22 protein-coding genes are annotated in these 23,745 nt (G+C 57.9%); 8 read left to right on the top strand and 14 right to left on the bottom strand.

Translation table 11 applies throughout. The annotated features are described in order from the left end of the window. Positions 1–52 precede the first annotated feature (52 nt). The gene (locus tag ACQK2Q_RS10205) at positions 53–1,249 is read right to left on the bottom strand and encodes a lytic murein transglycosylase (RefSeq protein WP_425409641.1); all 1,197 of its coding nucleotides are present in this window, start codon (positions 1,247–1,249) and stop codon (positions 53–55) included. A gap of 194 nt (positions 1,250–1,443) precedes the next feature. Between ACQK2Q_RS10205 and ACQK2Q_RS10200 the strand changes: the two genes are divergently transcribed. From ACQK2Q_RS10200 to ACQK2Q_RS10190, 3 genes are read left to right on the top strand one after another with little or no spacing between them, the layout of a single operon-like run. Next, positions 1,444–3,174, top strand: a complete 1,731-nt coding sequence (locus ACQK2Q_RS10200; RefSeq protein WP_425409640.1) for a dipeptidyl-peptidase 3 family protein — start codon at positions 1,444–1,446, stop codon at positions 3,172–3,174. Between the two features lie 49 nt (positions 3,175–3,223). Beyond that, complete coding sequence (locus ACQK2Q_RS10195; protein WP_425409639.1) at positions 3,224–4,537, top strand: alpha/beta hydrolase family protein; 1,314 nt, start codon at positions 3,224–3,226, stop codon at positions 4,535–4,537. Positions 4,538–4,584: 47 nt separating this feature from the next. After that, on the top strand, positions 4,585–5,982 hold the full coding sequence (locus ACQK2Q_RS10190; RefSeq protein ID WP_425409638.1) for a serine hydrolase domain-containing protein: 1,398 nt from the start codon (positions 4,585–4,587) through the stop codon (positions 5,980–5,982). Here the strand turns inward: ACQK2Q_RS10190 and ACQK2Q_RS10185 are convergent. From ACQK2Q_RS10185 to ACQK2Q_RS10155, 7 genes are all read right to left on the bottom strand, one after another. Next, positions 5,979–7,445, bottom strand: coding sequence for an alkaline phosphatase family protein (locus tag ACQK2Q_RS10185; RefSeq protein WP_425409637.1), 1,467 nt, complete (start codon positions 7,443–7,445; stop codon positions 5,979–5,981). The genes ACQK2Q_RS10190 and ACQK2Q_RS10185 overlap by 4 nt on opposite strands. A 113-nt stretch (positions 7,446–7,558) precedes the next feature. Beyond that, a complete protein-coding gene (locus ACQK2Q_RS10180) occupies positions 7,559–8,452 on the bottom strand; it encodes a hydroxymethylglutaryl-CoA lyase (protein WP_425409636.1) in 894 nt (297 codons plus the stop codon). Beyond that, positions 8,449–8,766, bottom strand: a complete 318-nt coding sequence (locus tag ACQK2Q_RS10175) for an antibiotic biosynthesis monooxygenase (protein ID WP_425409635.1) — start codon at positions 8,764–8,766, stop codon at positions 8,449–8,451. The genes ACQK2Q_RS10180 and ACQK2Q_RS10175 overlap by 4 nt, the downstream gene beginning before the upstream one ends. 667 nt (positions 8,767–9,433) lie before the next feature. Continuing rightward, the gene (locus ACQK2Q_RS10170; RefSeq protein ID WP_425409634.1) at positions 9,434–11,449 is read right to left on the bottom strand and encodes an acetyl/propionyl/methylcrotonyl-CoA carboxylase subunit alpha; all 2,016 of its coding nucleotides are present in this window, start codon (positions 11,447–11,449) and stop codon (positions 9,434–9,436) included. Positions 11,450–11,460: 11 nt separating this feature from the next. Further along, on the bottom strand, positions 11,461–11,889 hold the full coding sequence (locus ACQK2Q_RS10165; protein WP_425409633.1) for an MAPEG family protein: 429 nt from the start codon (positions 11,887–11,889) through the stop codon (positions 11,461–11,463). A gap of 28 nt (positions 11,890–11,917) precedes the next feature. Then, complete coding sequence (locus tag ACQK2Q_RS10160) at positions 11,918–12,448, bottom strand: GNAT family N-acetyltransferase (protein WP_425409632.1); 531 nt, start codon at positions 12,446–12,448, stop codon at positions 11,918–11,920. Beyond that, positions 12,449–13,240 carry an enoyl-CoA hydratase/isomerase family protein gene (locus ACQK2Q_RS10155; protein WP_425409631.1) on the bottom strand — a complete coding sequence of 264 codons (792 nt, stop codon included), beginning with the start codon at positions 13,238–13,240 and terminating at the stop codon, positions 12,449–12,451. 180 nt (positions 13,241–13,420) lie between these two features. On the opposite strand from ACQK2Q_RS10155, the gene ACQK2Q_RS10150 reads away from it, so the two are divergent. After that, the gene (locus ACQK2Q_RS10150; RefSeq protein WP_425409630.1) at positions 13,421–13,846 is read left to right on the top strand and encodes a DUF3775 domain-containing protein; all 426 of its coding nucleotides are present in this window, start codon (positions 13,421–13,423) and stop codon (positions 13,844–13,846) included. Between the two features lie 11 nt (positions 13,847–13,857). Here ACQK2Q_RS10150 and ACQK2Q_RS10145 read toward each other — a convergent pair whose 3' ends face one another. Further along, a complete protein-coding gene (locus tag ACQK2Q_RS10145; protein ID WP_425409629.1) occupies positions 13,858–15,462 on the bottom strand; it encodes a carboxyl transferase domain-containing protein in 1,605 nt (534 codons plus the stop codon). A 189-nt stretch (positions 15,463–15,651) separates the two neighbouring features. Between ACQK2Q_RS10145 and ACQK2Q_RS10140 the strand changes: the two genes are divergently transcribed. The 4 genes from ACQK2Q_RS10140 (at position 15,652) to ACQK2Q_RS10125 (ending at position 18,950) form a co-directional block, all read left to right on the top strand. Beyond that, the gene (locus ACQK2Q_RS10140; RefSeq protein ID WP_425409628.1) at positions 15,652–16,824 is read left to right on the top strand and encodes an isovaleryl-CoA dehydrogenase; all 1,173 of its coding nucleotides are present in this window, start codon (positions 15,652–15,654) and stop codon (positions 16,822–16,824) included. A 6-nt stretch (positions 16,825–16,830) separates the two neighbouring features. Beyond that, positions 16,831–17,553 carry a FadR/GntR family transcriptional regulator gene (locus ACQK2Q_RS10135; protein WP_425409627.1) on the top strand — a complete coding sequence of 241 codons (723 nt, stop codon included), beginning with the start codon at positions 16,831–16,833 and terminating at the stop codon, positions 17,551–17,553. A 69-nt stretch (positions 17,554–17,622) separates the two neighbouring features. Beyond that, positions 17,623–18,471 carry a TauD/TfdA dioxygenase family protein gene (locus tag ACQK2Q_RS10130; protein WP_425409626.1) on the top strand — a complete coding sequence of 283 codons (849 nt, stop codon included), beginning with the start codon at positions 17,623–17,625 and terminating at the stop codon, positions 18,469–18,471. An 8-nt stretch (positions 18,472–18,479) separates the two neighbouring features. Continuing rightward, positions 18,480–18,950, top strand: coding sequence for a nuclease-related domain-containing protein (locus ACQK2Q_RS10125; protein ID WP_425409625.1), 471 nt, complete (start codon positions 18,480–18,482; stop codon positions 18,948–18,950). On the opposite strand, the gene ACQK2Q_RS10120 is transcribed toward ACQK2Q_RS10125, so the two are convergent. From ACQK2Q_RS10120 to ACQK2Q_RS10100, 5 genes are all read right to left on the bottom strand, one after another. Then, positions 18,943–19,368 (bottom strand): acyl-CoA thioesterase, encoded by a 426-nt coding sequence (locus ACQK2Q_RS10120; RefSeq protein ID WP_425409624.1) that lies wholly within the window; start codon positions 19,366–19,368, stop codon positions 18,943–18,945. The genes ACQK2Q_RS10125 and ACQK2Q_RS10120 overlap by 8 nt on opposite strands. Before the next feature lie 88 nt (positions 19,369–19,456). After that, the gene (locus ACQK2Q_RS10115; protein WP_425409623.1) at positions 19,457–20,602 is read right to left on the bottom strand and encodes an iron-containing alcohol dehydrogenase; all 1,146 of its coding nucleotides are present in this window, start codon (positions 20,600–20,602) and stop codon (positions 19,457–19,459) included. Between the two features lie 18 nt (positions 20,603–20,620). Further along, a complete protein-coding gene (locus ACQK2Q_RS10110; protein ID WP_425409622.1) occupies positions 20,621–21,073 on the bottom strand; it encodes a hypothetical protein in 453 nt (150 codons plus the stop codon). Beyond that, the gene (locus tag ACQK2Q_RS10105; RefSeq protein WP_425409621.1) at positions 21,073–22,827 is read right to left on the bottom strand and encodes an N-acyl-D-amino-acid deacylase family protein; all 1,755 of its coding nucleotides are present in this window, start codon (positions 22,825–22,827) and stop codon (positions 21,073–21,075) included. Before ACQK2Q_RS10105 ends, ACQK2Q_RS10110 begins: the two co-directional genes overlap by 1 nt. Then, positions 22,824–23,744 (bottom strand): bile acid:sodium symporter family protein, encoded by a 921-nt coding sequence (locus ACQK2Q_RS10100; protein WP_425409620.1) that lies wholly within the window; start codon positions 23,742–23,744, stop codon positions 22,824–22,826. The genes ACQK2Q_RS10105 and ACQK2Q_RS10100 overlap by 4 nt, the downstream gene beginning before the upstream one ends. Between the last annotated feature and the right edge of the window lies 1 nt (position 23,745).

Raw genomic sequence — 23,745 nt, 5'->3', positions numbered from 1 at the left:
GTGCGCCGCAGCAAGGGGGCGGCGCAAATTTTTTAAAATTAAATTAATTCAGTTATTTCAGTGCGTTAAGGATAGAAGCCGAGGCGTAGCCGTCCGCCGGCAGGCCGGCGGCCTGCTGCCATGCCCGCAGGGCCCGCTTGGTGCCAGCGCCGATAATGCCGTCCACGGGGCCGGGATCATAACCGCGATCCTTGAGCGCCTGTTGCAAGGCTTTGCGCTCGTCGAGGGAAAGCGGCCGGTCATCGCGCGGCCAGACGCCGACAACCGCGCCGTTGCGCCCGGCGATTTCTTCGGAAAGCAGGGAAACGGCCAAGGCGTAAGATGTCGAGCGGTTATATTTCAGGATCGCCTCAAAATTATTGAAGACGATGAAAGCCGGACCGCGCGCCCCGGCGGGAATGATGAGCCGCCCGCGTAAATTGGGATCGAATCTTTCAGCCAGCGCTGTTCCCCGCATGGGCGAAAGTCCGAGCGCGGCCCATTCGACAACAGCCTTCTTGATAGATGTATCTGCAAGCGCGTAGTCGAAGTCCGAAGGCAGCCGAACCTCCACGCCCCAGGGCTCTTCCTGCCGATAACCGGAAACGCTGAGATAATTGGCCGTAGATGCAAAGACATCGCCCAGATTATTCCAGATGTCGCGGCGTCCGTCGCGATCATGGTCAACAGCGTAGGAAAGATACGTAGTCGGAATAAATTGCGTATGACCCATGGCGCCGGCCCATGAGCCTTTTAACTCAGTTCTCGACGCGTAGCCGTGTTCAATAATTTTAAGAGCGCCGATAAGCTGGCTGCGCCCGTAGCCGGTGCGGCGCCCTTCAAAGGCCAGCGTCGCCAGCGCCTGAATGGCGTCGTAATCGCCCATAATGGCGCCGTATGACGATTCCAGCCCCCATATGGCGGATATGATTTCCGCATCGACGCCATAGGCGTCCTCGATCAGCGTCAGCAAACGGCGGTTTTCCAGATACCGGGCGCGCCCATTCTGGATGCGCGTCGTCGAGACGGCGCCGTCGAGATAATCCCAGACGCCGCGCGAGAATTCCGGCTGATTGTCATTCAGCTCGTATACGCGCTCATTAACGGTGACGCCGGTAAAGGCTTCATCGAGTGTCGCAGCGGAAATGCCGGCGGCGGCGGCTTCCGCCCGGAAACTATCCAGCCAGCTTTCAAAATCAGAGGGGGCCGCCTTGGCGCCGGCGCCCAGTACGCAAAGCGTTGCGCTCAACCCAGCGATTAATTTTTTCATGCCGCACCCTTCATAACTGCCAAATCCGTAAAATCGTTCAAAACCGGCCGCGATTTAGCAATATTCAAACCCTATCGGCCCCGCAAGGCCGGATTATGGCAGGCTTTATGATTTAGGCGATGACGGCTAAGTTGGCGTTAACGAATATGCGGCGACCCCGCCCGATCATTCTTACAGCTTTCAAGGATTGTTCAATGAGACTCACATCTATCCGCCCGCTTCTGACGGCCTCCATGCTGGCGCTGGCCGCGGCCTGCTCAGGAGAGGACGCCGCCAGTTCCAGCCAGAGCGAAACCGCGCCGGAAAGCGCGCCCGCAACTACGCAAAGCGTTGAGCCCGAAACGGCTGCGGCGGATATGAATGATCTGGAACAGATGCGCGCGCAGTTCGCGGTGATCGACATGAACCCGGACACGTCTTTCCTGACCGATGAGGAGCGTGCGGTCATCAACAAGCTCAATCAGGTCGGCGAATTGATGTCGGAGATATATCTTCGCCAGCGCAGCGAGATGAATCCCCAATGGCGCGAAGAGATTGCCGCGATGGACGGCGAACGGGGCGCGTTGCTGCTCAATCTGTTCGATCTGCATTTCGGGCCATGGGACACCCTCAATCACAATGAGCCGTTTTACGGAAATACGCCCATGCCGGCGGGCGCTGCTTTTTATCCGGCGGACATCACCAAGGAGGAATTTGAAAGCTGGATCGGCGACAATCCGGAAGACGAGGAAGCGTTCACAAGCGGATATACGGTCATTCGCCGGGACGGGGAGGGCGGCCTTGTCGCCATTCCCTATTCGCAACATTACCGCGAATGGCTGGAGCCCGCAGCGCGGTTGATGCGCGAGGCGGCGGAGATCACGACCAACGAAAATCTCAAACGGTTTTTGAATTTGCGCGCGGAGTCGTTCCTGAGCGACGATTATTATGAATCCGAAATGGCGTGGATGGATCTGGATGGAACAATCGAAGCGGCGATCGGACCATATGAGGTCTATACGGACGGTCTTTTCGGCTACAAGACCGCATTCGAGGCGTTCATCACCGTGAAAAATCCGGAGGAAAGCGAGGCGCTCGCCAAATACAAGGATTTCCTGCGCGATATGGAAGCGAATTTGCCGGTGGAAGAGCGCTACAAGAATTTCCAGCGCGGCTTTGAATCGCCTATCGCCGTGACCTATCAGGTCCATGGCGGCGGCGACAATGTGCCGGGCGTCCAGACCATCGCCTTCAACCTGCCGAATGACGAACGCGTGCGCGAAGCCAAAGGCGCAAAGAAAGTCATCCTCAACAATGTCCTCGGCGCCAAATTCGAGCGCATTCTCGAGCCCATGGCGCAAGAGGTGCTGGTCGCCGAGCAGGCCGGCCTGCTGATGAAGGCGTACATGGCCAACAACACATTGTTTCACGAGCTTTCTCACAGTCTCGGGCCGGGCACGATTACGGTTGACGGCGAGGAAACGACCGTAAACGAACAGTTGCAGGAGCTTTATTCCCCGCTCGAGGAAGGCAAGGCGGACGTCATGGGCGCCTACAATGTTCTTTACATGATGGATCGGGGCGAATTGCCTGCGGCGGAACGGGAGAATTTCCTCGCCACTTATTTTACAGGACTGTTCCGCGCCATGCGCTTCGGTCTCACGGCGGCGCACGCCCGCGGCGCGGCGTTTCAATATACGTATTACAAAAACGCCGGCGCCTTTACCGTGGAAGACGGTAAATATCGTCTCGATTTCGCCACTCTAGAACAAGCGATCTCGGATCTGACGCGCGATGTGGTCGTGGTGCAGGGCGACGGCGATTACGCCGCGGCAAAAGCGTTTCTTGATGAATACGCCATGCTGGACGCCGACGCCGAAGCGGTGATTTCCTCGCTGACGCATCTGCCCGTGGACATTCAACCGGTTTATGAGGACGCGCTCTAGAGTTGTCTTGAATGAAGCCTCTAGAGGACTGGCCGCGAAGGATTTGCGGATGAAAAAGATTGTGTGTTTATTTTTTGCGGCCGCCGCAGGTTGTTCCAGCGCGCCTGCCAACACTGCAGCAGCGCCCCAATTTTCAGAATTATACGGGTCCTATCAGTTTGCCGACGGTGAATGTGTTGCAGGCGGGCGCATGGATGAGGGCGGTGAGAGTTTTCTTGTGCTGCTCGATGTCTGGGACGGGGAGCCCGGGGGTCTGTTCAAGCCTGCGAACGACAAATTTGTAAGTCTGATCCCGAATGGCCCTAATATTTCTTTTGAAGCGCAGAGCGATACGCTTCAACTGCATTGGCGCGGGGACAATATTCAGCGCGTCGGCAATCGAATTTCGGCGCCGGTAGCGCGTAGGGCCGAATTTTCATCAGGCGAAGTAAGATTGTCCGGCGCGCTTTTTCTGCCATCCGGCGTCGCTAACAAACTTCCGGCGGTTATTTTAGCACATGGGTCGGGAGAGACGAGCCGATATCTTGGCGTGTGGATCAGCTATTTCACCGATCTTGGTTTCGCCGTCCTCTCCTATGACAAGCGCGGCGTCGGCGAGTCGCAGGGCGATTGGCGTCAGGCGAGTTTTGACGATCTGTCAGCGGACGTTGTTTCGGCTGCCGATTGGCTGGCCTCACAGCCCGAAATCGACCCAGACAAAATCGGGTTGAAAACTTCGAGCCAGTCAGGCTGGTACGGACCGCGCGCGGTTGCACAGAGCGGACATTTTTCTTTTCTCATGCAGCGCGCCGGGCCGGGCACGCCGATTACGGCGACAACGCTTCATGAGATTACCGAAGAGTGGCGCAGTCAGGGACTAGCGGAAAACGTCATTACAGCCGCGGGCGCATTCTGGACCCGACTTCATGCCGTCATCGGCGCAGGCGAACCAATCGCGGCGGGGCAGGCAATACTCGACGAAGCGCGGCGGAGTGAATGGTTCGAGCCTGCTTATGGCGATTGGACCGAGATCAAGGAGGATTGGTGGGCGCGCAAGAAAATCAACCTGAGTTATGAGCCGGCGAAAACCGCTGCGGCGCTGAACATACCGGTTTTGTGGTTTTTAGCCGAGAACGATCAAAATGTTCCCTATGAAAAGAGCAAAAGCGCTATCGAAACAGCAGCGGCGGCGGCTGGTAAAACCAATCTGACGCTGGTTACTGTCTCAGGGTCGGATCATTCATTTCTGATCAGGGAAGATGACGGCGCGATTCGTTATACGACGGAATATTGGTCCCCCATGGCGATCTGGCTCCGCGATCACGGTTTTATAGGCGAACCTGTGACGTCAATTTTGGCATGCAACGATTTTCCGCTTCGATAATGTGAAAGCATCTGGTGCGAGATGCATTGTTCCGGGAGAAAAGACTTATGAAATATATTATAAGCGCGTTTGTTTCCGCGGCGGCCTTGATGGGCGCCGCTCACGCGCAGGCGGACGATCCCGCCCATCTGTCGCTGGTCGCCGGGTACAAGGCTGCGTTCACCTGCTCGGCGCATTTCAACGCTGGCCGAACCGTCGAAGAGATCGCCGGCGATGAGCTGCACCGCATTTATGACGGCTATCGCGAGGCGATGGCCGCGCTGCAGGATGCGGTTATCGATGAAGACGCAAAGCGCGTTTCCGTATCCTATTCCGAGGATGCGCCGCCAAGGATCGCGCAATGGCGTCCAATGCTCGGCTGCGCTCAGGCGCCGGCCATGACCGCGACCTTCGATCTGCCGACGATTGATCTGGAGCGCAAAGATCGGTCGGGCGAAAGCTGGCCCGCCGGCGATAAAATCAACGGCGATATTTTCGCCGACACGCCGCAGGGGTTTAATCTCGCAGCCGTAACCGCCGACGCATTCGATCGCGAAACCTACGGCGAAGGCACGGAAACGACCGCCGTGCTGGTGGTCGAAAACGGCGTGATTGTCGCGGAGAAATACCGCGAAGGATTTGATGCAACGACACCGCAACGCACCTGGTCAGTGGCGAAGTCCATCGCCGCAAGCGTCATCGGCGCCGCCGTCCAACAGGACCTGATAGAGGTTGATGCCCCGGCGGGGCTTGCCGCGTGGTCGGCGCCGGGCGACCCGCGCGGAGACATCACGTTGGAAAACCTTTTGCACATGTCGAGCGGACTGACCTCGCCGCATGCCGGCAACCGAACGGATGATGTTTATTTTGGCGGCGGGCGCGTCGCCGATCACGCCGTTACGAACCGGCTTGTCGCCGCGCCCGGGACGCGCTGGCGCTACGCCAACAACGACACCATGGCCGCCATGCGCGCGCTGCGCGAGCGGATGAATGATGATCAAGCGTTTCTGGAATTTCCCTTCACGAGCCTCCTGGTTCCGCTGGGCATGGATCACACCTTTCTGGAGACGGACTGGAATGGCGATTTCGTGATGTCGTCCCAAGTGTGGACGACGGCGCGCGACCTTGCCCGGTTGGGGCTGTTGTATCTCAATGACGGCGTATGGGAAGGCGAACGCATTCTGCCGAAAGGCTGGGCCGGCTATGTCGCCGCGCCGGCGCCCGCGCAACCGCCGCTAACGCGCGCCGACGGTTCGGCCGTTCCCGGTTACGGCGCGCAGTTCTGGCTGTATGGCGAACGCCACGGCCTGCCGGAGGGAACCTATGCGGCGCGCGGCAATCGCGGACAATATCTCGTTATTATTCCTACACGGAATATTCTGATCGTCAGGCGGGGCTTTGACGATGGCGGCGGCTTTGATCTGGCGCGTTTTTCCGCCGATATTCTCGACGCGCTTGACGGCTAGCGCTCTTTAGCAAGCGCCGCGCCGATCAGAGCAACCACTTCATGCGGCATTTTCAAACCGTTGCCGGTAAAAAACGGGTCTGATTGCGTTGACCAGAAAAGGCCACGCCTTGTGTGGTCGCCGGTGCGTAAATGCGGCGGCACATGAATGTCTCCGGTGCGTTCAGACGTCAGCGTCTTGAAGTTGCGCTTATTGTTCGTGCGGTTCCATTCCGCAAAGACGTCCGGCAAATCGTCAAGATAGGGACCGTCAAGCTGGTCGCGGGTAAAGACGACATTGTCGACGGCCGGTGCGCCGGTATGCGCGTCTTTCAAGGACAAAAGCCCGTCTTTGATTTCTTCCAGCACCGCATCATATTCGGCGCCCGGAGAGACAACGCCGTATTTTTCACGGCCTTTCAGATTGACCCGGATGCAGCCGGCGTTGTCATTGTGCGGTACGCCGAAGAACCGGCGGCGTTTGTAATCGCTGTCAGCGAAAATCTGGCGGGCGCGGCGCGCGATTGGCGATAATTTTCTGCGCCATCTGTCCGGAATAAACGAGCGATAGGTTTGCCGCGCCGCACGTCCGGTTGTCACGGGCGGCGAAAAGCCAAGGTCAAGTTTCAGCGCGATATCTTCAATTGCGGCGTTGGCGCTGACCAAAGGCTCCATCCCCGGACCGGCGAGCATCATGATGGCGGCGTCTTCGCCAGCGGCTTCGCTAATTGAGGCGATGACCTTGTCCAGCGCCAGATAACAGTCCCTGATCGGATCGCCAATCGTCTCGCGCAATTCGGGATCGAACAGGGCGTGATCGGGGTCGGCCAGATGCATGTAATAATGACCGATATCATGAAGTTCGGTGAAGCAGGGAATGAACACATCCCAGTCGTGCGCATTCAGTTGATCGACGCAAAACTTTTCCTTGTATTCGATGCGTTTCACCGCGCCTTGCGCAAATGCGCGATGATCGTCGCTGTTTTCAAATTTGCGGCTGCCATAGCCGCCTGCAATCGGATCATGACCGTATTCGGCGAGAATGTCCTTTGCGAGCGAAGACGGCGACGTTTTCAGTCCCGACGGTGAGTCGTGACCCAGCCAATTATCCACCACCATGCCGTTTTCAACAATGGAAAACGGCGCGCGATGCCAGTCAATCATGGCGATCTTTTTGCCTTCCCTGTCGAGATCCTCCCAAAACGCGCGCTTGCGATAGGTGTAACTCTCGTGGAAGGGATTTGAGTCGTATGTTTTCGGGTTGAACTGCAGGAAAAAATATCGGCCGTGATGCGCCGGGGTAACGCCTGTTGCGGCGGAGGCCCAAAAGGCGCCTGCGCCGAAGCCCGGATAAACGCCAAGCGCAGCTTCATGCGAACGGTTTCGTAATTTTTCGAAATTCGGCAAAACCCCTTCATCGATCAACGCGTCAAGACGCAGATGATCAAGACCGTCAAATCCAAAAAATAAAACTTTCGCCGGCATTCGCCCCTTCTCCTCGGTTTCTTAAACGAGAACCGATCCTGACCGATATTGCAAATGTTATCGGCTGTTTGATAAGTGAAAATATGGCTTAAGCGATCAGCGATAAGTATTTCTTAATGCGTGCGTTGCGCCAGCGTCACTCTGGAACCGGGCTTGCGGCCGAGCCGTTCCGAAATCCACACGCTGATGTCGATTAGCGCATCGAGATCAACGCCGGTTTCAAAGCCGGAGCGTTCGAGTGAGTAAACGACGTCTTCGCTGGCGACATTGCCGCTTGCGCCTTTGGCGTAGGGACAGCCGCCGAGGCCGGATACGGAGCAATCGAAAACACGCAAGCCTTCATCGATGCCCGCCCAGATGTTTGAAAGCGCCTGCCCGTAAGTATCATGAAAATGACCGGCGAGAGCGGCGACGGGAATTTCCTGCGCGAGCGCCCTGACCAGCGCCTTTGTTTGTCTCGGCGTTCCCACGCCGATGGTGTCGCCCAGCGAAATTTCATAGCAGCCCATCTCGTAAAGCGTTCTCGCGACAGGCAGAACTTGCGCCGGCGCGATCGCGCCCTCGTAAGGGCAGCCGAGGACGCAGGAAACATAACCGCGCACGCGCACGCCATCGGCCTTCGCCGCCTTAATGACCGGTTTGAAGCGTTCAATGCTTTCTTCGATGGAACAGTTGATGTTCTTTTGGCTGAACGTTTCCGACGCCGCGCCGAAGACGGCGACCGTGTCGGCTTTCGCCGCGCGTGCCCCCTCATAGCCTTGTCGGTTCGGGGTGAGGACAGGATAGGAAACGCCGGGCGCGCGCTTTATCGTGTTCATCACCTCGTCTGATGCCGCCATCTGCGGCACCCATTTCGGCGAGACAAACGCGCCGCCCTCGACCGATTTCATGCCGGCGGCGGCGAGGCGTTCGATCAGTTCGACTTTCGTTGCGACGTCAATCGTCTGTTTTTCATTCTGCAGACCGTCGCGCGGGCCGACTTCCACAAGGGAGATGGTTTGGGTCATTTTTCTTCCAGTCCGCGAAGCTCGTCGACAACGGGCGTCAAAACGATCTCGTCATAGGTTTCGATAATCGCATCCTGCATGCGTGCGAAACTGTCATGCTCGGTGATGGACGTATCCTTGAAGCAGTTTTTACGCGTTTCTTCATCCGGCCACAGCGCATAAGACCAGTAAAGCCCGTCCTCGCCTTTGTGCAGCCTTGCGCCGTATGAGCCGCATTTTTGATGGATCAGGCGCGTTCCTTCCGCCCAGGCGTCCTCGAACTGTTTGGCTTTCGCCGGATCGGCGCGCCAGCGGTAAAGAACGGCGAGACTCATAAACATTTTCTAAATGAGACGCATACGCCGTCGCACGGACCGGCTTCAACAAGGGAGATGGTTTGGGTCATTTTTCTAAGCTCGCAGATTAAGTGAAATCAAAAAAATCGGCCAAGAAAAAAGCGTTTGATCTTAGGTTGCTGTGTCTGCGCGCGTCTATCGTAGTTACTTCGACATTCATTTGTATGAGAGAGGAAACCGCACTAAGCGATAACAATGAACCAGAACTTCCGTCTTGAGTAGGGTCGATTTGTACTACACGTATTCTTTCTGGTTGAAAAACCCGGTTTAGTTCTTTGCAAACAGTAGTTATACTCGGCATGTTATTCGCCGAAAATGGCTGCATTGCACATGCAAAATTAACTCGCCAATAGCGGTTCCAAGCATTACAAGCCGTCTTGTAAATTGACTCCATGAATTCCTCGAGTGTTAGTCCTCTTTCATGTGGAGAAGCTATCCGAAAGGCTAAACACCTCTCATTTGAAAGCGCCACTATGGGTGGGCGTCTTGCGGTGCATGGCGTTTGTTGAGGGTCGATTCTGGGATCAATAAACATTGATCTGAGGAGAGTACTTTTCCCAGAATTCTGGTTCCCGCATACTATAAGAAACCGCTCGAAGTGAGCGTATGTTCTATTAGTCAGCATTTCCGCCACCAAAATTAATCTTTACGCGCTTTCCTCAAACTCCACCAGTAAGTCGCCGTCTTTCACCTGATCGCCGGCGCTGAACTTGTACGCTTTGACGACACCGTCGAAGGGCGCCTTGATGGCGTGTTCCATTTTCATGGCTTCCATGACAAGGAGCGGCTTGCCGGCCTCGACCGCGTCGCCGGGCTTCGCCGAGAGCACGGTGATGACGCCCGGCATGGGCGCCGTCAGAGAGCCTTCGCTCGAATGGTGCGACGACAGGCCGGAGAACGGGTCTGGATATTCGACGTCCCAATGATCGGCGCCGATCCAGATGCGGGTCTTGCCGTTATGGGGCGCCGTATTCGCGACAAAGGTTTCGCCATCGACGGAGAGACGCAAACCGTCATTTATACTTGCCGGCGGCGTAAACGAAAAAACGATCGGCGCCTGTAATTCGCGACCCTCGCGGCGCGCGGCGGCGGCTGCGTCAGGTTCAATAGTGACATCGACGCCGGTGAGCGTCCGGTTCAGCGTCGCAAGCGCGGCCTCGCCATTCATGGTCAGCCAGTAGACCGCCTTTTGCGGACGGTTGAGACGAAACCCGGTGAGCGACTCCCACGGGTCGGCGCCGCAGTCTTTTCTCGCGTCGAGATGTTTTGCCAGCAGCGCCGCGGCGAGCACGCGATTGTCGAGCTTCTGTTCGGGAAAGAGCGAAGCTTCATGCTCTTCAATGAAGCGCGTCGAGACATCGCCCTTGATGAAATCGTCTTCCGCAGCGAGCGCATGCAGGAATTGTGCGTTGGTCTCCAGCCCGGCGACGCGAGTCTCCTTCAGCGCGGCCCGCATGGCGCCAAGCGCTTCTGCGCGCGTTGCGCCGTAAGTGATCACTTTCGCGATCATGGGGTCGTAATAGGGCGTGATTTCCTGACCTTCGACTACGCCGGAGTCGATCCGCGCTGTTTCATGCGGCAGGTTCAATGTCGTCAGGGTTCCGATGGACGGTGCGAAATTCTGCGCGGGATTTTCCGCATATAGCCGCGCCTCAAAGGCATGCCCGGATTCGGTAATGTCGTCTTGCGCGAGCGGCAGGCCTTCGCCGGCGGCGATCCGAAATTGCCATTCGACAAAATCGAGCCCGGTGATCATTTCCGAAACGGGATGCTCCACCTGCAGGCGTGTGTTCATTTCCATGAAATAAACCGCGTCCGCTTCTTCATCGTATAAAAACTCAACCGTTCCCGCGCCGCGATAGTTCACCGCCTTGCCGGCGTTGACGCCGGCCTGCAACAATTTTGCGCGCGTCGCCGCTGGCATGTTCGGGGCGGGCGCCTCCTCGATCACTTTCTGGTGGCGGCGCTGCACGGAGCAGTCGCGCTCGAACATGTGCACGACCGCGCCCATGCCGTCGCCGAAAATCTGCACCTCAACGTGACGCGCTTTCGTCACGTATTTTTCGATCAGGAAACGGTCGTCGCCGAAGGCGGACTTCGCCTCGCGCTGTGCGGATTTCAGGGCGTCTTCAAGATCGCTTTCGGCTTCCACCATGCGCATGCCCTTGCCGCCGCCGCCGGCGGTGGCCTTCAACAGCACGGGATAGCCGATGCGTTCGGCCTCTTTCTTGAAAACCGTGACTGATTGATCTTCGCCCTGATAACCGGGCGTCGTCGGTACGTCGGCGGCTTCCATCAGGTCTTTCGCCGCCGATTTCGACCCCATGGCGTTGATAGTCTCGGAAGTTGGACCGATGAAAACGATCCCGGCTTTTTCAAGCGCGTCGGCGAAATCAGCATTTTCCGATAAAAACCCGTAGCCCGGATGAACCGCCTCTGCGCCGGTTTTTTTGCAGGCGTCGATGATCTTTTCACTGCGCAGATAACTCTCAGCCGCCGGCGAAGCGCCGATATGAACGGCCTCGTCGCAGGCGCGCACATGCGGCGCGCCTTTGTCAGCGTCGGAATAAACCGCGACGGTGGCGACGCCCATCTGACGCGCGGTCCGGGCGACGCGAACAGCGATTTCCCCGCGATTGGCGATGAGAATTTTTTTGAACATTGGTGTTTCCATTATATCAGCAAAAAGGCCGTTAAGGTGCGCGCCGCCAGCATGATCAAAAGAAATGTCGAAGCGACAAAAAGATAAAACCGGTACATGACGATATTGACCGTCGCCTGCAGGATCGAATGGGCGATGCGCAAGGCGACGTATCCCCAGGCCAGCCAGACATCGAGCATCTGTGCGAAACCGCCGACGGCGATGGCCAGAACCAGCGCGTAAAAGAGTGTCGGCTGCTCCATCAGGTGGTTGTAATTATCAGCGACCTGGCGAACCTCGGACGGCAATTCATCAGTGCTGCCAGCGCCGGTGTGTTTCGCCGCCTGCGGGTGCATTTTTACTTTGCGCATGGCGGGCAGGCGGGTCGCCAGCATCCACACCCACATAATCAGCGTCCACGCCACGAGAGCGACGACCGGGATCAATAAAGCGTGCGTCATGTGACGGGTCCTTCTGTGTGCGCGGCGGTCAACTTACCGCATCGAAAGCGGCGTGATAATGAATGGTGCGGATGTCGTCAGGCTTGACGCCGTCAAGGTCATCGCCGTCGGTCGTGATAACGCGAAACGCGTCGCCTGCGTCAAAACCCGCCCAGCTCATTCGTTTTTTTGACGCCGGTTCGAATCCAAAAGCGGCATAGTAACCCGGATCGCCAAGGACAGCGATTAATCTGGCGCTGTTTTCCCGGCAGAGCTTCAAACCTTCCTTGATCAGCGCTGCCCCAACGCCCTGGCGCTGATGCTCCGGCGCCACTGCGATGGGACCAAGGCCAAGGAGCAGGCCGGAAAGTGCGGGCTTGCACGTCACGCGGCTGAATGCGCAATAGCCGATGACGACGCCGCCGACTTCAGCCAGCCGTTCAAACTGTATGGCGTGTTCCGCCCACAGATTTTCAACCAGCAGCGCTTCGGAATCGCGTTCAAACGCAGATGTCAGCACCGCCAAAATAGCGTCGCGGTCTTCAAGCTTCACTTTGCGGATCACATGACCCAATGACATTTAGTCTCCTGACCAGTTTGGTTTGCGTTTTTCCAGAAAGGCGGCGATGCCTTCCTTGCCTTCGTCGCTGGCGCGCGTCTTTGCGATCATGCCGGCGGTCGCTTCCGTCACCGCGTCAGCAAGGGGCTGATAGGCGACCTTGCGGATCAGCTCCTTGGCGAGCGTTTGCGCGCCGGGTCCGCACGCCAGTAGTTCATTTAAAAGGGCGTCCAGCGCGTCATTTAACGTCTCCGCCGGGACTGCCTTGTGCAGCAATCCCATGTCGGCCGCGTGCTTTGCGTCAAATCGCTCGCCTGACAGGAAATAGCGCCGCGCCTGGCGAACGGTGATCGCCTGAATTACATATGGTGAAATCACCGCGGGAATAAGGCCCACGCGCACTTCGGAGAGGGCGAAAAAAGCCGTGTCCGCGCCGATCGCAATATCGCAGGCTGCGATAAGGCCAAGCCCGCCGCCCATGGCCGGCCCGTTGACGAGCGCCACAGTCGGCTTCGCTGAATGATAAATCGACGACAACATATGCGCCAGTCGGCGCGCATCGTCCTTGTTTTCTGCAGCGGAATATTTCGCGGCGCGCTTCATCATGTTGAGGTCGGCGCCGGCGGAAAACGCCTTGCCTGCGCCTGTGAGCACGATGGCGCGCACATTCGGATCGGAATTTAAACGTCCCATGGCGTCGCAGATGCCGCCGATCAGTTCCTCGTTGAACGCATTGCGAATGTCCGGCCGGTTCATGGTCAGCCGCGCGACGCCGCGCTGGTCGATAGTGGTGATGAGGACTTGTTCGCTCATAGTTTAATCCTCCCGCACTGTGTTGGCGGCGTCATGAAAGCCGGCGTGTCTGTGCATATCTCTCTCCCTGTCCGCGCGACTTGGATTATTGCCGCCATCGCCGGCGTCGCGCGTTGATTTTTACGAACTTTCGCACGCCGGGCGTGTTTGCGCCATAAGCAAACAATGGAGATTCCCGCCATGATTCTCGATCCCGATACGGCGTGCGCGCTTGTGTATAAAATTCGCCGCCTGCACGGAAAAGAACTCGCCGGTCCGGACGTTTTGGCGTCTAACGATGTTGATGAGGGCGAGCCCAATTCCACGCGCATGGACGATGCGCTGGTCGATGGCCAGGATGATGGAAACCGCGCGGAAATCAAAGGTCTTCTTGAAGGCCTTGAATCCGAACAGCGCGAGGAGTTTGCCGGTCTCATTCTTCTCGGTCGCGAACCGGAATCATACGACAACTTAAACATGGCGAAAGCGGCTGCGCGGCAAATGTCGCTGCCGCTGATGGAATTGATTGAGGACGATCCAGCGTGTGCGGAGCATTTGATGAGCGGGCTCGAGCGCTCCGGCATCAAATGCAACGATCGGGAAGGGGCGTCGCGCATGGCGTCATAATCCTTCGTTTATTACATCCTGAAGACGCCGAAGCGCGTTTGCTCGACCGGCGCATTGAGCGATGCGGAAATGCAAAGGCCCAACACGTCGCGCGTCTGCGCCGGATCGATAATGCCGTCGTCCCATAGCCGCGCGGAGGAATAATATGGAGAGCCCTGCGCGTTATAATCATCGCGGATTTTGTTTTTGAATTCTTCTTCCTCTCCGGCGGACCATTCCTCGCCTTCGCGCAGGCCGTCGCGGCGGACTGTGGCGAGAACGCTCGCCGCCTGTTCGCCGCCCATGACGGAGATGCGCGCATTCGGCCACATGAACATGAAGCGCGGGCCGTAGGCGCGCCCGCACATGCCGTAATTGCCTGCGCCGTAAGACCCGCCGACGACGACGGTGAATTTCGGCACCCCCGCTGTGGCGACGGCTGTGACGAGTTTCGCGCCGTCTTTCGCGATCCCGCCTTCTTCTGCAGCGCGGCCCACCATGAAGCCGGTAATGTTCTGTAGAAAGATCAACGGGATTTTCCGCTGGCAGCACAGCTCGATAAAGTGTGCGCCTTTTTTCGCGCTCTCTGAAAAAAGAATGCCGTTATTGGCGAGAATGCCCACCGGAAAGCCATGCAGACGCGCGAACCCGGTGACCAGGGTCGATCCGTAAAGCGGCTTGAATTCGTCAAAGTCGGAGCCGTCAACGATGCGCGCGATGATCTCTCGCGCGTCATAGGGCTTCCTCGCATCGGCTTCGACGACGCCGTATATCTCTTCGGGGGCATAGGCGGGCGGGACGGGCTCAACGAGGGTCACTTCGCCCTGTTTCACCCAGTTCAGGCGCTTGACGATATTGCGGGCGAGGCCCAGCGCATGATCATCGTCTTCCGCAAGATGGTCGGCGACGCCGGAAATGCGTGTATGCGTATCGCCGCCGCCGAGATCTTCAGCGGAAACAACCTCGCCGGTGGCGGCTTTGACGAGCGGCGGGCCGCCCAGAAAAATCGTCCCCTGTTTTTTGACGATGACGGCTTCATCGGACATGGCCGGTACATAAGCGCCGCCAGCGGTGCAGGAACCATGCACGATGGCGATCTGCGGGATGCCGCGCGCCGATAAATTCGCCTGATTGTAAAAGATGCGGCCGAAATCGTCCTTGTCCGGAAAAACTTCGTCCTGCATCGGCAAGAACGCGCCGCCTGATTCCACGAGATAGATGCAGGGCAGGCGGTTTTCGAGGGCGATTTCCTGCGCGCGCAAATGCTTTTTCACCGTCATCGGGTGATAGGTGCCGCCTTTTACCGTCGGGTCGTTGGCGACGATCATGCATTCTACGCCCGCGATACGGCCGATCCCGGCGACAACGCCCGCGCTCATCACGTCACCGGAATACATTTCCCACGCGGCGAACTGGCCAAGCTCCAGAAATGGCGCGCCTGCGTCGAGCAATCGCGAGACGCGCTCGCGCGCAAGTAACTTGCCGCGCTGTTTGTGACGTTCAGCGTACCGGGCGCCGCCCCCCTCGGCGACCCGATCCATTTTCTCGTGGAGTTCATCCACCAGCTTTTGCATGGCCCGCCGGTTGGCGGCGAAGCTCTCTGAGCGCGGATCGATCGCGGACTGAATGACAGACATCTGGGTCCTTTTTGTTTTCTGCCGGCTTACTTTCCTTGCCGGTCTAGCAAAGCGCGACGCCCGCCGCCTGAATTTTTAATCTTTCGGCCCTCTATCACGGGTTGTCCGACAATCGCAAGATGTGATAATGGGATATTATAGATGAAATTCCGGCTTAAATCCCCACAAAAGCCGGGTGAGGAGACGCCAATGGCCCGTTCAAACAGTCTCAATTTCAATTTCGGCCTCGACCCGGAACTTGAGGAAATGCGCGATATGATCGCCCGCTGGGTCGATGAGAAGCTCGCGCCCCGCGCAGCCGAGATCGACGAAAGCAATGAATTTCCGCGCGATCTGTGGCCGGCGCTCGGCGAGCTGGGTCTTCTCGGGATCACGGCTGATCCGGATTTCGGCGGCACCGGCCTTGGCTATGTGGCGCATTGCGTCGCCATGGAGGAAATCTCGCGCGGCTCAGGGTCGGTGGGGCTGTCCTACGGCGCGCATTCAAATCTCTGCGTGAACCAGATCAGCCTGAACGCCAGCCGTGAACAAAAAGAGCGTTATCTGCCGAAACTGATATCCGGCGAACATCTTGGCGCGCTCGCCATGTCCGAGCCCGGCGCCGGTTCCGACGTTGTCTCCATGAAGCTCCGTGCAGAGAAGAAAGGCGACCGTTATATTCTGAACGGCAACAAGATGTGGATAACCAACGGCCCGACCGGCGATGTGGTCGTAGTGTACGCCAAGACTGACCCGGACAAGGGCTCTCGCGGTATTTCGGCCTTCATTATCGAAAAGGATTTCAAGGGATATTCAACAGCGCAAAAACTCGACAAGCTCGGCATGCGCGGTTCGGACACGGGCGAATTGGTGTTCGAAAATTGCGAAGTTCCGGCGGAAAACCGCATCGGCGAAGAGGGCGACGGCGTACGCATCCTGATGAGCGGGCTGGATTACGAGCGGACGGTGCTTTCCGCCGGCTCGCTCGGCATCATGCAGGCGGCCATGGATGTCGTCGTGCCGTATATTCATGACCGCAAACAGTTCGGCAAATCCATCGGCGAGTTCCAGCTTGTGCAGGGAAAAATCGCCGACATGTATACGACGATGAACGCCTGCAAGGCTTACGTGTACGCCGTGGCGCAGGCCTGCGACCGGGGGGAGACCACCAGGCAGGACGCGGCGGGCTGTATATTGTATGCGGCGGAAAAGGCGACGCAGGTCGCGCTCGACGCGATCCAGCTCCTCGGCGGCAACGGGTATATTAATGAATATCCCACAGGCCGCTTGTTGCGCGACGCCAAATTATATGAAATCGGCGCCGGCACCAGCGAGATCCGCCGGATGCTGATTGGCCGCGAGATTTTTCAAAAGAGCGCTTAAATTCCGATGAGCCACACGTTCAAAACGCTTGATCGCGAACCTGTCTACGTAAAAGTCAGTCGCGCCATTGAGGAAGATATCCTCTCCGGCGCGCTCGCCGAGGGCGCGCTGCTGCCGACCGAGGGCGCGCTTTGCGAGCAGTTCGGCGTCACGCGTTCTTCGGTGCGCGAAGGGATCAGGCTGCTTGAACAGTCCGGCCTTGTCGAGCGGGGGCCCGCCAAGCGCCTTGTCGTGCGCGCGCCGAAAATTTCGGAAATCGCCGCAACCGCCAGTAAAAGCCTCGCCCATGGCGGCGCGACTTTCCGCGAAGTGTGGGAGACGCTGGCGCTTTTCTATCCGCAGGCGGCGAAGGCGGCGGCGACGCAGCTTTCGGCGGAATCCATTGGCGAGTTGCGCGCCATCAATGCGCGCCTGCGCGGCGGCGACAACGGCGATGTGATCGTGGAAAGCGCCGTTGAATTTTTTCAGACGATTGCGGCGGGGCTCGACAACCGCGTCATGCTCGCCATGCTGCAATCCCTGAACATGATGATCGGCGCCAGCCTTGCGCTCGTGATTGGAAGAACGCCGCAGGCGAAAAAACGCATCGAGGATGCGCAAGCCGAAATCATCGAAGCGCTGGAGGCGGGCGACGAAGGAAAAGCCACCCGCTGGATGACGCGCCATATCGACGATCTGATGCGCGGATATCAGGTGGCGAAAGTCGATCTCGACGCGCGGATACTTTAACAGCTCAAACGGTTGGTCCTTTCATGCGCCGGCGTTATTGTCGGGAGCGCACAACTTAAGGGACTTTTCATGAAAGTTACGCCTTCAGGTCATGCATGCGGCGCGGAAGTCACCGGCGTCGATCTGTCGGAACCGCTGGACGATGCAACGGTCTCGAAAATTCGCGCGGCGTGGCTGGAACATCATGTGCTCGCCTTTCCCGGTCAGGCCATGAGCGACGACGATCTCGAACGGTTCACGCTGAGTTTCGGGCCGTTCGGCGAGGATCCGTTCATTGCGCCGATTCCCGGCCGCGACCACATCATCGCCGTCAAGCGCGAGGCGAATGAAACCGCGCCCGTGTTCGCCGAAAACTGGCACACCGACTGGAGCTTTCAGGCGACGCCGCCGGCGGGGACATGCCTCTACGCTATAACCATTCCGCCAACGGGCGGCGATACCTTGTTCGCCAACCAGCATCTGGCGCTGGAACAGATGCCGGATGAATTGCGCGCAAAACTGGAAGGCAAGATCGCCATCCATTCCGCCCGTGTTCCGTATGCGAAGGAAGGCGTCTACGGTGATGCGGATCGCGAAAAACGCTCTATGGATATTCGCGCCTCGGACGAGGCGCTGACGGCGGAGCATAAGCATCCGATTATTCGTAAACACCCTGAAACCGGGTGCGAAGGCGTGTTCGGTTGCGTCGGATACATTGTCGGCATTGAAGGCATGAGCGAGACGGAAAGCATGGCGCTGCTTGCCGAACTCTATATTTGGCAGACGCGGCCGGAGTATCAGTACAGGCACAAATGGCGCGAGAACATGCTGGTGATGTGGGACAACCGCTCGGTTCTCCATATGGCCACCGGCGGCTATGACGGTCATGCGCGGCTGTTGCACAGGACGACGATTGGGCAGCAACGAAAAGAGTTCTAGAAAAGTCTATGGACATAGTAGCACTAGCAAAGCGCCATCCTAAATTGCTCGAAAGCATATTAATAAAATCCACTGGCGCTATCGGTGAGGTGCTGGTCGCAGAAAAACTTGCGTCATTAGGGTATGCAGTTGAGCCGACAAACAATAATGCCAGACAACGGGATTTATTAGTAATAAGCTCAAATGGGAATCGGTTTTGTGTGGAAGTGAAAGCCGATAGGAGTAAGCGGCCGACGTGGTTTGTACGAACCAGACCTGACCTGTCTTGCAGCGATTTTTGGGTGTTTGTTTCTGCACCAAGGGATCCGACAGACTTTCCTTCTCCCGCGCAAATAGAGATGTTTGTGTTGACAACACAAGAAGCGCAAAAACTGTGGGATAAATCCGAGTGGAATCAAAAACATCCCGACAAAGGAGACATTCGTCGTTGGCAGATTCCTGATCAGTCGAGAGATGCTTGGGAAAAACTACCTAAGTAAGTTTCTCCAGCGCCGCCCGAAACCCATCCGGCAATCGTACCGGCCGCCGCGTTTCGCGATCCACATAGACATGAACGAAATGGCCTTCGGCGGCGGGCGTGTTTTCACCCGCTTTGAAGATCGCCAGTTCATAGCGCACGGAAGAATTGCCGATATGGGCGACGCGAAGCGCCCCTTCGAGCTTTTGCGGAAATTCCAGCGGGGCGAAATATTTACAGCCCGTTTCGATCACAAGGCCAATGACGTCGCCCTCGTGAATATCGAGCGCGCGGGCGCCGATAAGGTATTCATTCACGATGGTGTCGAAATAGCCGTAATAGGCGACATTGTTGACGTGACCGTAAATGTCGTTATCGGCCCAGCGCGTTTGCAGGGGGAGGAAGTGTTTGTAGTTCAAACGTGTAGTTGTCGAGGGCATCGCTGTTTAAGTTTATAGGTTGTGGTGTGTAGGTCGTAGAGTGTGAATTCGATTTCCTGCTACCACCTAGAACCTCCCACCTACAACCTCAAAGAACTTCCGTATAAAGCGCGAGGCAGTCGGCTTCGGTGACCGGGCGCGGGTTGTTTTTCATCAGCCGTTCGATTTTCGCGGCGTCCTCGGCGAGTTTCGGCAGCACATTGTGCGAAACGCCGACATCGGAAAGCTTGTTCGCAACGCCCGTGGCGGCGCAAATCTCCGTCATTTTGGCGACAAAGGCTTCGGAGCGGGATTCAAAACTGCCCGTGTCATGCGCGCCGATGACATCGCCCAGCTCGGCGTAAAGCGGCGCGGCGACCGACGCGTTGAACCGCAAGACCGGCGCCAGCATCAGCGAATTGGCGAGCCCGTGCGGCACATGAAAATGCACGCCAAGCGGATAGGCGAGGGCGTGCACGGCGGCGACCGGCGCGTTGGCGAACGCCTGGCCCGCCAGCATGGCGCCGAGCAGCATCGCCTCGCGCGCCTTGATGTCGTCCGGCGCCTCGCAGGCGCGGACGATGTTGGAGGAGAGGAGCCGCAACGCCTCTTTCGCCAGCGCGTCGGAGACGGGGTTCTTTTTCAGTTTCGACGTGTAGCCCTCAATCGCGTGCACCATGGCGTCGATGCCGGTGGCGTTGGTGACATGGCGCGGCATGGAAAGCGTCAGCGCCGCGTCAAGCACGGCGATATCGGCGTAAAGCTGGCGCGCAACGACGCCCATTTTCTGATCGTCATCTGAGGTGATGACGGAGATGTTGGTGACTTCCGAGCCCGTGCCGGCGGTGGTCGGGAGGAGCACGAGCGGGACGCGCTCACCCTTAACCATGTCCATGCCGTATATGTCTTCGAGGCTTTGCGTCGAATTGATCAGGCAGGCAATGACCTTCGCCGTATCCATGGAGGAACCGCCGCCGAAACCGATCACGCCGTCGCATTCATGCGCGCGCGCTGCGTCAATGGCGCCGCGCACGACTTTCGCCGGCGGGTCCGCCTCCACCCCGTCGAACAACGCGTAATCGAGACTGGCGGCCTCAAGGCTTTTCAATGCGCCGTCAATCAGTCCGGCGGCGATGACGCCCTTGTCGGTGACGACGAAGGGCCGCTGCATGCGGGCACTGACGATTTGCCCGAGACGCGCAGCCGCGCCGGTTTCAAAAATGATCTGCGGGACAGTGTCGAAGGTGAAGTTCATGTGGTTTCTCGTAACAAACTAGGTAACGCTTCGAAGGCGGCCGCTGGCCAAGAATCCACGCCATATGTTTTCTAGTTCGATTCGCTGCTCATCGTTTAAATGATCAGACTCACTGAAGACGCTAATCAGATCACTGGTCTTTTCGATAGAAGATACAAGCTCTTGACAATATTCTTCATCGAGCAAGCGTCCTTCGATGCTCCAGTCCCATTTCAAAGATTGCCCGATAGATTTTCGAGCGGTGATTCTTACCCATCTATCTTCATATATTTGAGCGGAATAAGAGAGGGTTCCGATGCTAGTTGCTAAATTTAATTTTAGTTCAAGCGCTTCAATCTCCCGTGAATCTTCCCGGATGATTATTCGATCGCAAACAGGTTTAAACCATTTTTGCTTTAGAGACTTTGTACGTTTCTTCAGGTTATCAATCACAGCCGACAAAAACGCATTATTTGGGTTCGGCAGTAACATCACCCGAACCTCACGAGCCTTCCTGGCCTTGCGTTTGTAACCTCATCATTCGCAACCACCTGTTCGCCCTTCACGAACGTCGCGCGGTAACCGGAGACGGGTTGCAGCAAACGCTGGCCGCCGGCGGGCAGGTCCTTCACCATGCGCGGCGGGCCGAGGTGCAGTTTATCGTGATCGATAATGTTGATGTCGGCGCGAAGGCCGACCTTCAACCGTCCGCGATCTTTCAGACGCAGATAATCCGCGCCGTCAGAAGTGAGCATCTGGATCGCGCGCTGTAACGGAATTTGGCCCTGCGCGCGGTCGCGGCACCAGTGCGTCAGGAGATAAGTCGGAAAACTCGCATCGCAGATGGTGCCCACATGGGCGCCTCCGTCGGAAAGGCCGGGCAGCGCCTTGGGGTGAGTCATCATCGCGCGCACATTTTCGTAGTTGAAATCGGTGTAGTTATAGATCGGAAAATAGATGAGCTGTTTGCCGTCAAGCTCCAGCAGCGTGTCGTAAAGTTTTTCCATGGCGGAAACGCCGTCGCGTCGCGCCTCCGCGCCTAGCGACTGATCCTGCGGCTGTTCGTAGTCCGGGTTCTCGCCGAGGCGGAAGAACTTGTTCGCGACCATTTCGATGGCGGCGATCATCACATCGGCGATGGGCGGCACGGAGGAACCGGGCCCCGCAAGCTTCACCGGCGTTTCGGCGAGGCATTTTTGCTTGAATTCGGGATCGCGCATGATTTGAACGCGCTCTTCCAGCGACTTGTCTTTAATGGCGATGTAACTCGGCTGCGCCATGATCGGGTGGAAGGTGCATTGCAGTCCCTGAAAGACGCCGATGGCGCGCGGCGCCACCTGTACGTTGAAATCGACGCCGTCTTTATTCAGCCGGTCTGTCTCATCAAGAATGCGCCGCCAGTCGTCAGACGCCATGTCGCGCTGCATGAGGGAGATCGAGGCGGGCTTGTCCTTGCCCGCCCGCACGAAGCGTTCAACGAGTTTGAATTCCTCGTCGAACTGATCGCCTTCACGTTCGAGATTAAAGTCATTGACGATCTGCAACACGCCGTGATCGAGATCGGCCAGCGCGCCGGCAAGCGCCGTCAGTTCTTTCTCGTTCGCTTCCGCGCTCGGCGTCCAGTCGCCGTCCGCTGTGCGGTGCACATCCGTGCGGCCGATGGAGAAACCGGCGGCGCCCGCCTCCATGGCCTCGCGCACGATGCGGCGCATTTGCGCGATATCATCATCATTGGCTTGCTCAAACGCGCTCGCCCGCTCGCCCATGGCGTAAACGCGAACGGGGTCGTGGCCGATCATCACGCCGAAATCGATAGTATGCGGCGTTGCGTCTATCGCATCCATATATTCGGGGAAGGTCTCCCAGTCCCAGGTGAGCCCTTCATGTAGCGCCGTACCCGGAATATCTTCAACGCCTTCCATCAGGCGCACGAGGCGGTCATGGTCAGTCTTTTTCACCGGCGCGAAGCCGACCCCGCAATTGCCCATGATGATGGTGGTCACGCCGTGATTGACGGAAGGTTTCAGTTCCTGATCCCAGGTGATCTGCCCGTCATAGTGCGTGTGCAGATCGACAAAGCCCGGCGTCACGATGGCGCCCTCGGCGTCAATCGTTTGCGCCGCCGCGCCGTCGCAGGCGCCGATCTCCGCGATCCTGCCGTCCTTGACGGCGATATTGGCGCGCACCGGATCGCCGCCGTCGCCGTCATAAATAAGGCCGCCGGTAATTTTGAGATCGAATGTCATGTCTGCCTCGTCTTTCTAGCGTCGAGCGTTCGGAACAGCGCGATCATAACGCCGCCGGAGAAGAAGTGCCAAACGCCCCATGCAGCCGCAATCGCCGCCGCGCCGCCAAGACCGTTCAGTTGCGCGAGTAAGAGGACAACGGCGAGTCCGGCGTTTTGAATGCCGACTTCGAAGGTGAGGGACCGCCGCCGCGCGTCGTTCGCGCCAAGCAAACGCCCGGCGCCGGCGCCGAGCGCGAAGGCGCAGGCGTTATGGGCGATCACAGGGATCGCGATCAGCGTCCAGCCCTCAACCAGCAGCGGCCAGAAATCCATAACGCCGTCGATAATGACGAACGCCAGAACGCCGCCGCCGAACAGCGCCAGCGGTTTGCGGAATTTTTCAGCGGCTTTCGGAAAATAGCGCGCGGCCGCCATGCCGAGCGCGAGCGGCGCGGCGAGCATGGCTGTGGTCTGCAGGATGAATGAGAGGCGGTTGAACGCGATGGTGTCGAGCAGACTCGCGGTGGGCGCATATAACTGCGACCACAACAAAATCGCGGCTGGCGTCCACAGCGCCGCGACGACGCTCGACCCCGCCGTGAGCGAGACCGAATAAGCGGTGTCGCCCCGCGCGCCCCAGGTCATGAAGTTCGAGACATTACCGCCGGGGCAGGCTGCGACGACGATCATGCCGAGCGCGATGGACGGCGGCGGCGAGAGTATGGCGGCGAGCGCAATCGTCATGACGGGAAGCGCGACCAGTTGCGCGGCGAGCCCGCCGAAGAAAAGCTTTTTGTGCGTCCGTAAAAAACCGAAGTGTTCCGGCTTCAGTCCCAGCGCGATCGCAAACATCATGACGACAATGGCGCCGGCGAGCATGATCTGCGCCGCGGGATCGAGCGCGATCGTCAGCTGGTCAAGCGTTTCTGCGTTCATT

This window comes from Hyphococcus sp. (assembly GCF_965228385.1).
In the GTDB taxonomy this organism is placed as follows: domain Bacteria; phylum Pseudomonadota; class Alphaproteobacteria; order Caulobacterales; family Parvularculaceae; genus Hyphococcus.
The sequence above is the reverse complement of the archived record's forward strand: the minus strand, read 5'-3'. Positions and strand labels throughout refer to the sequence as shown.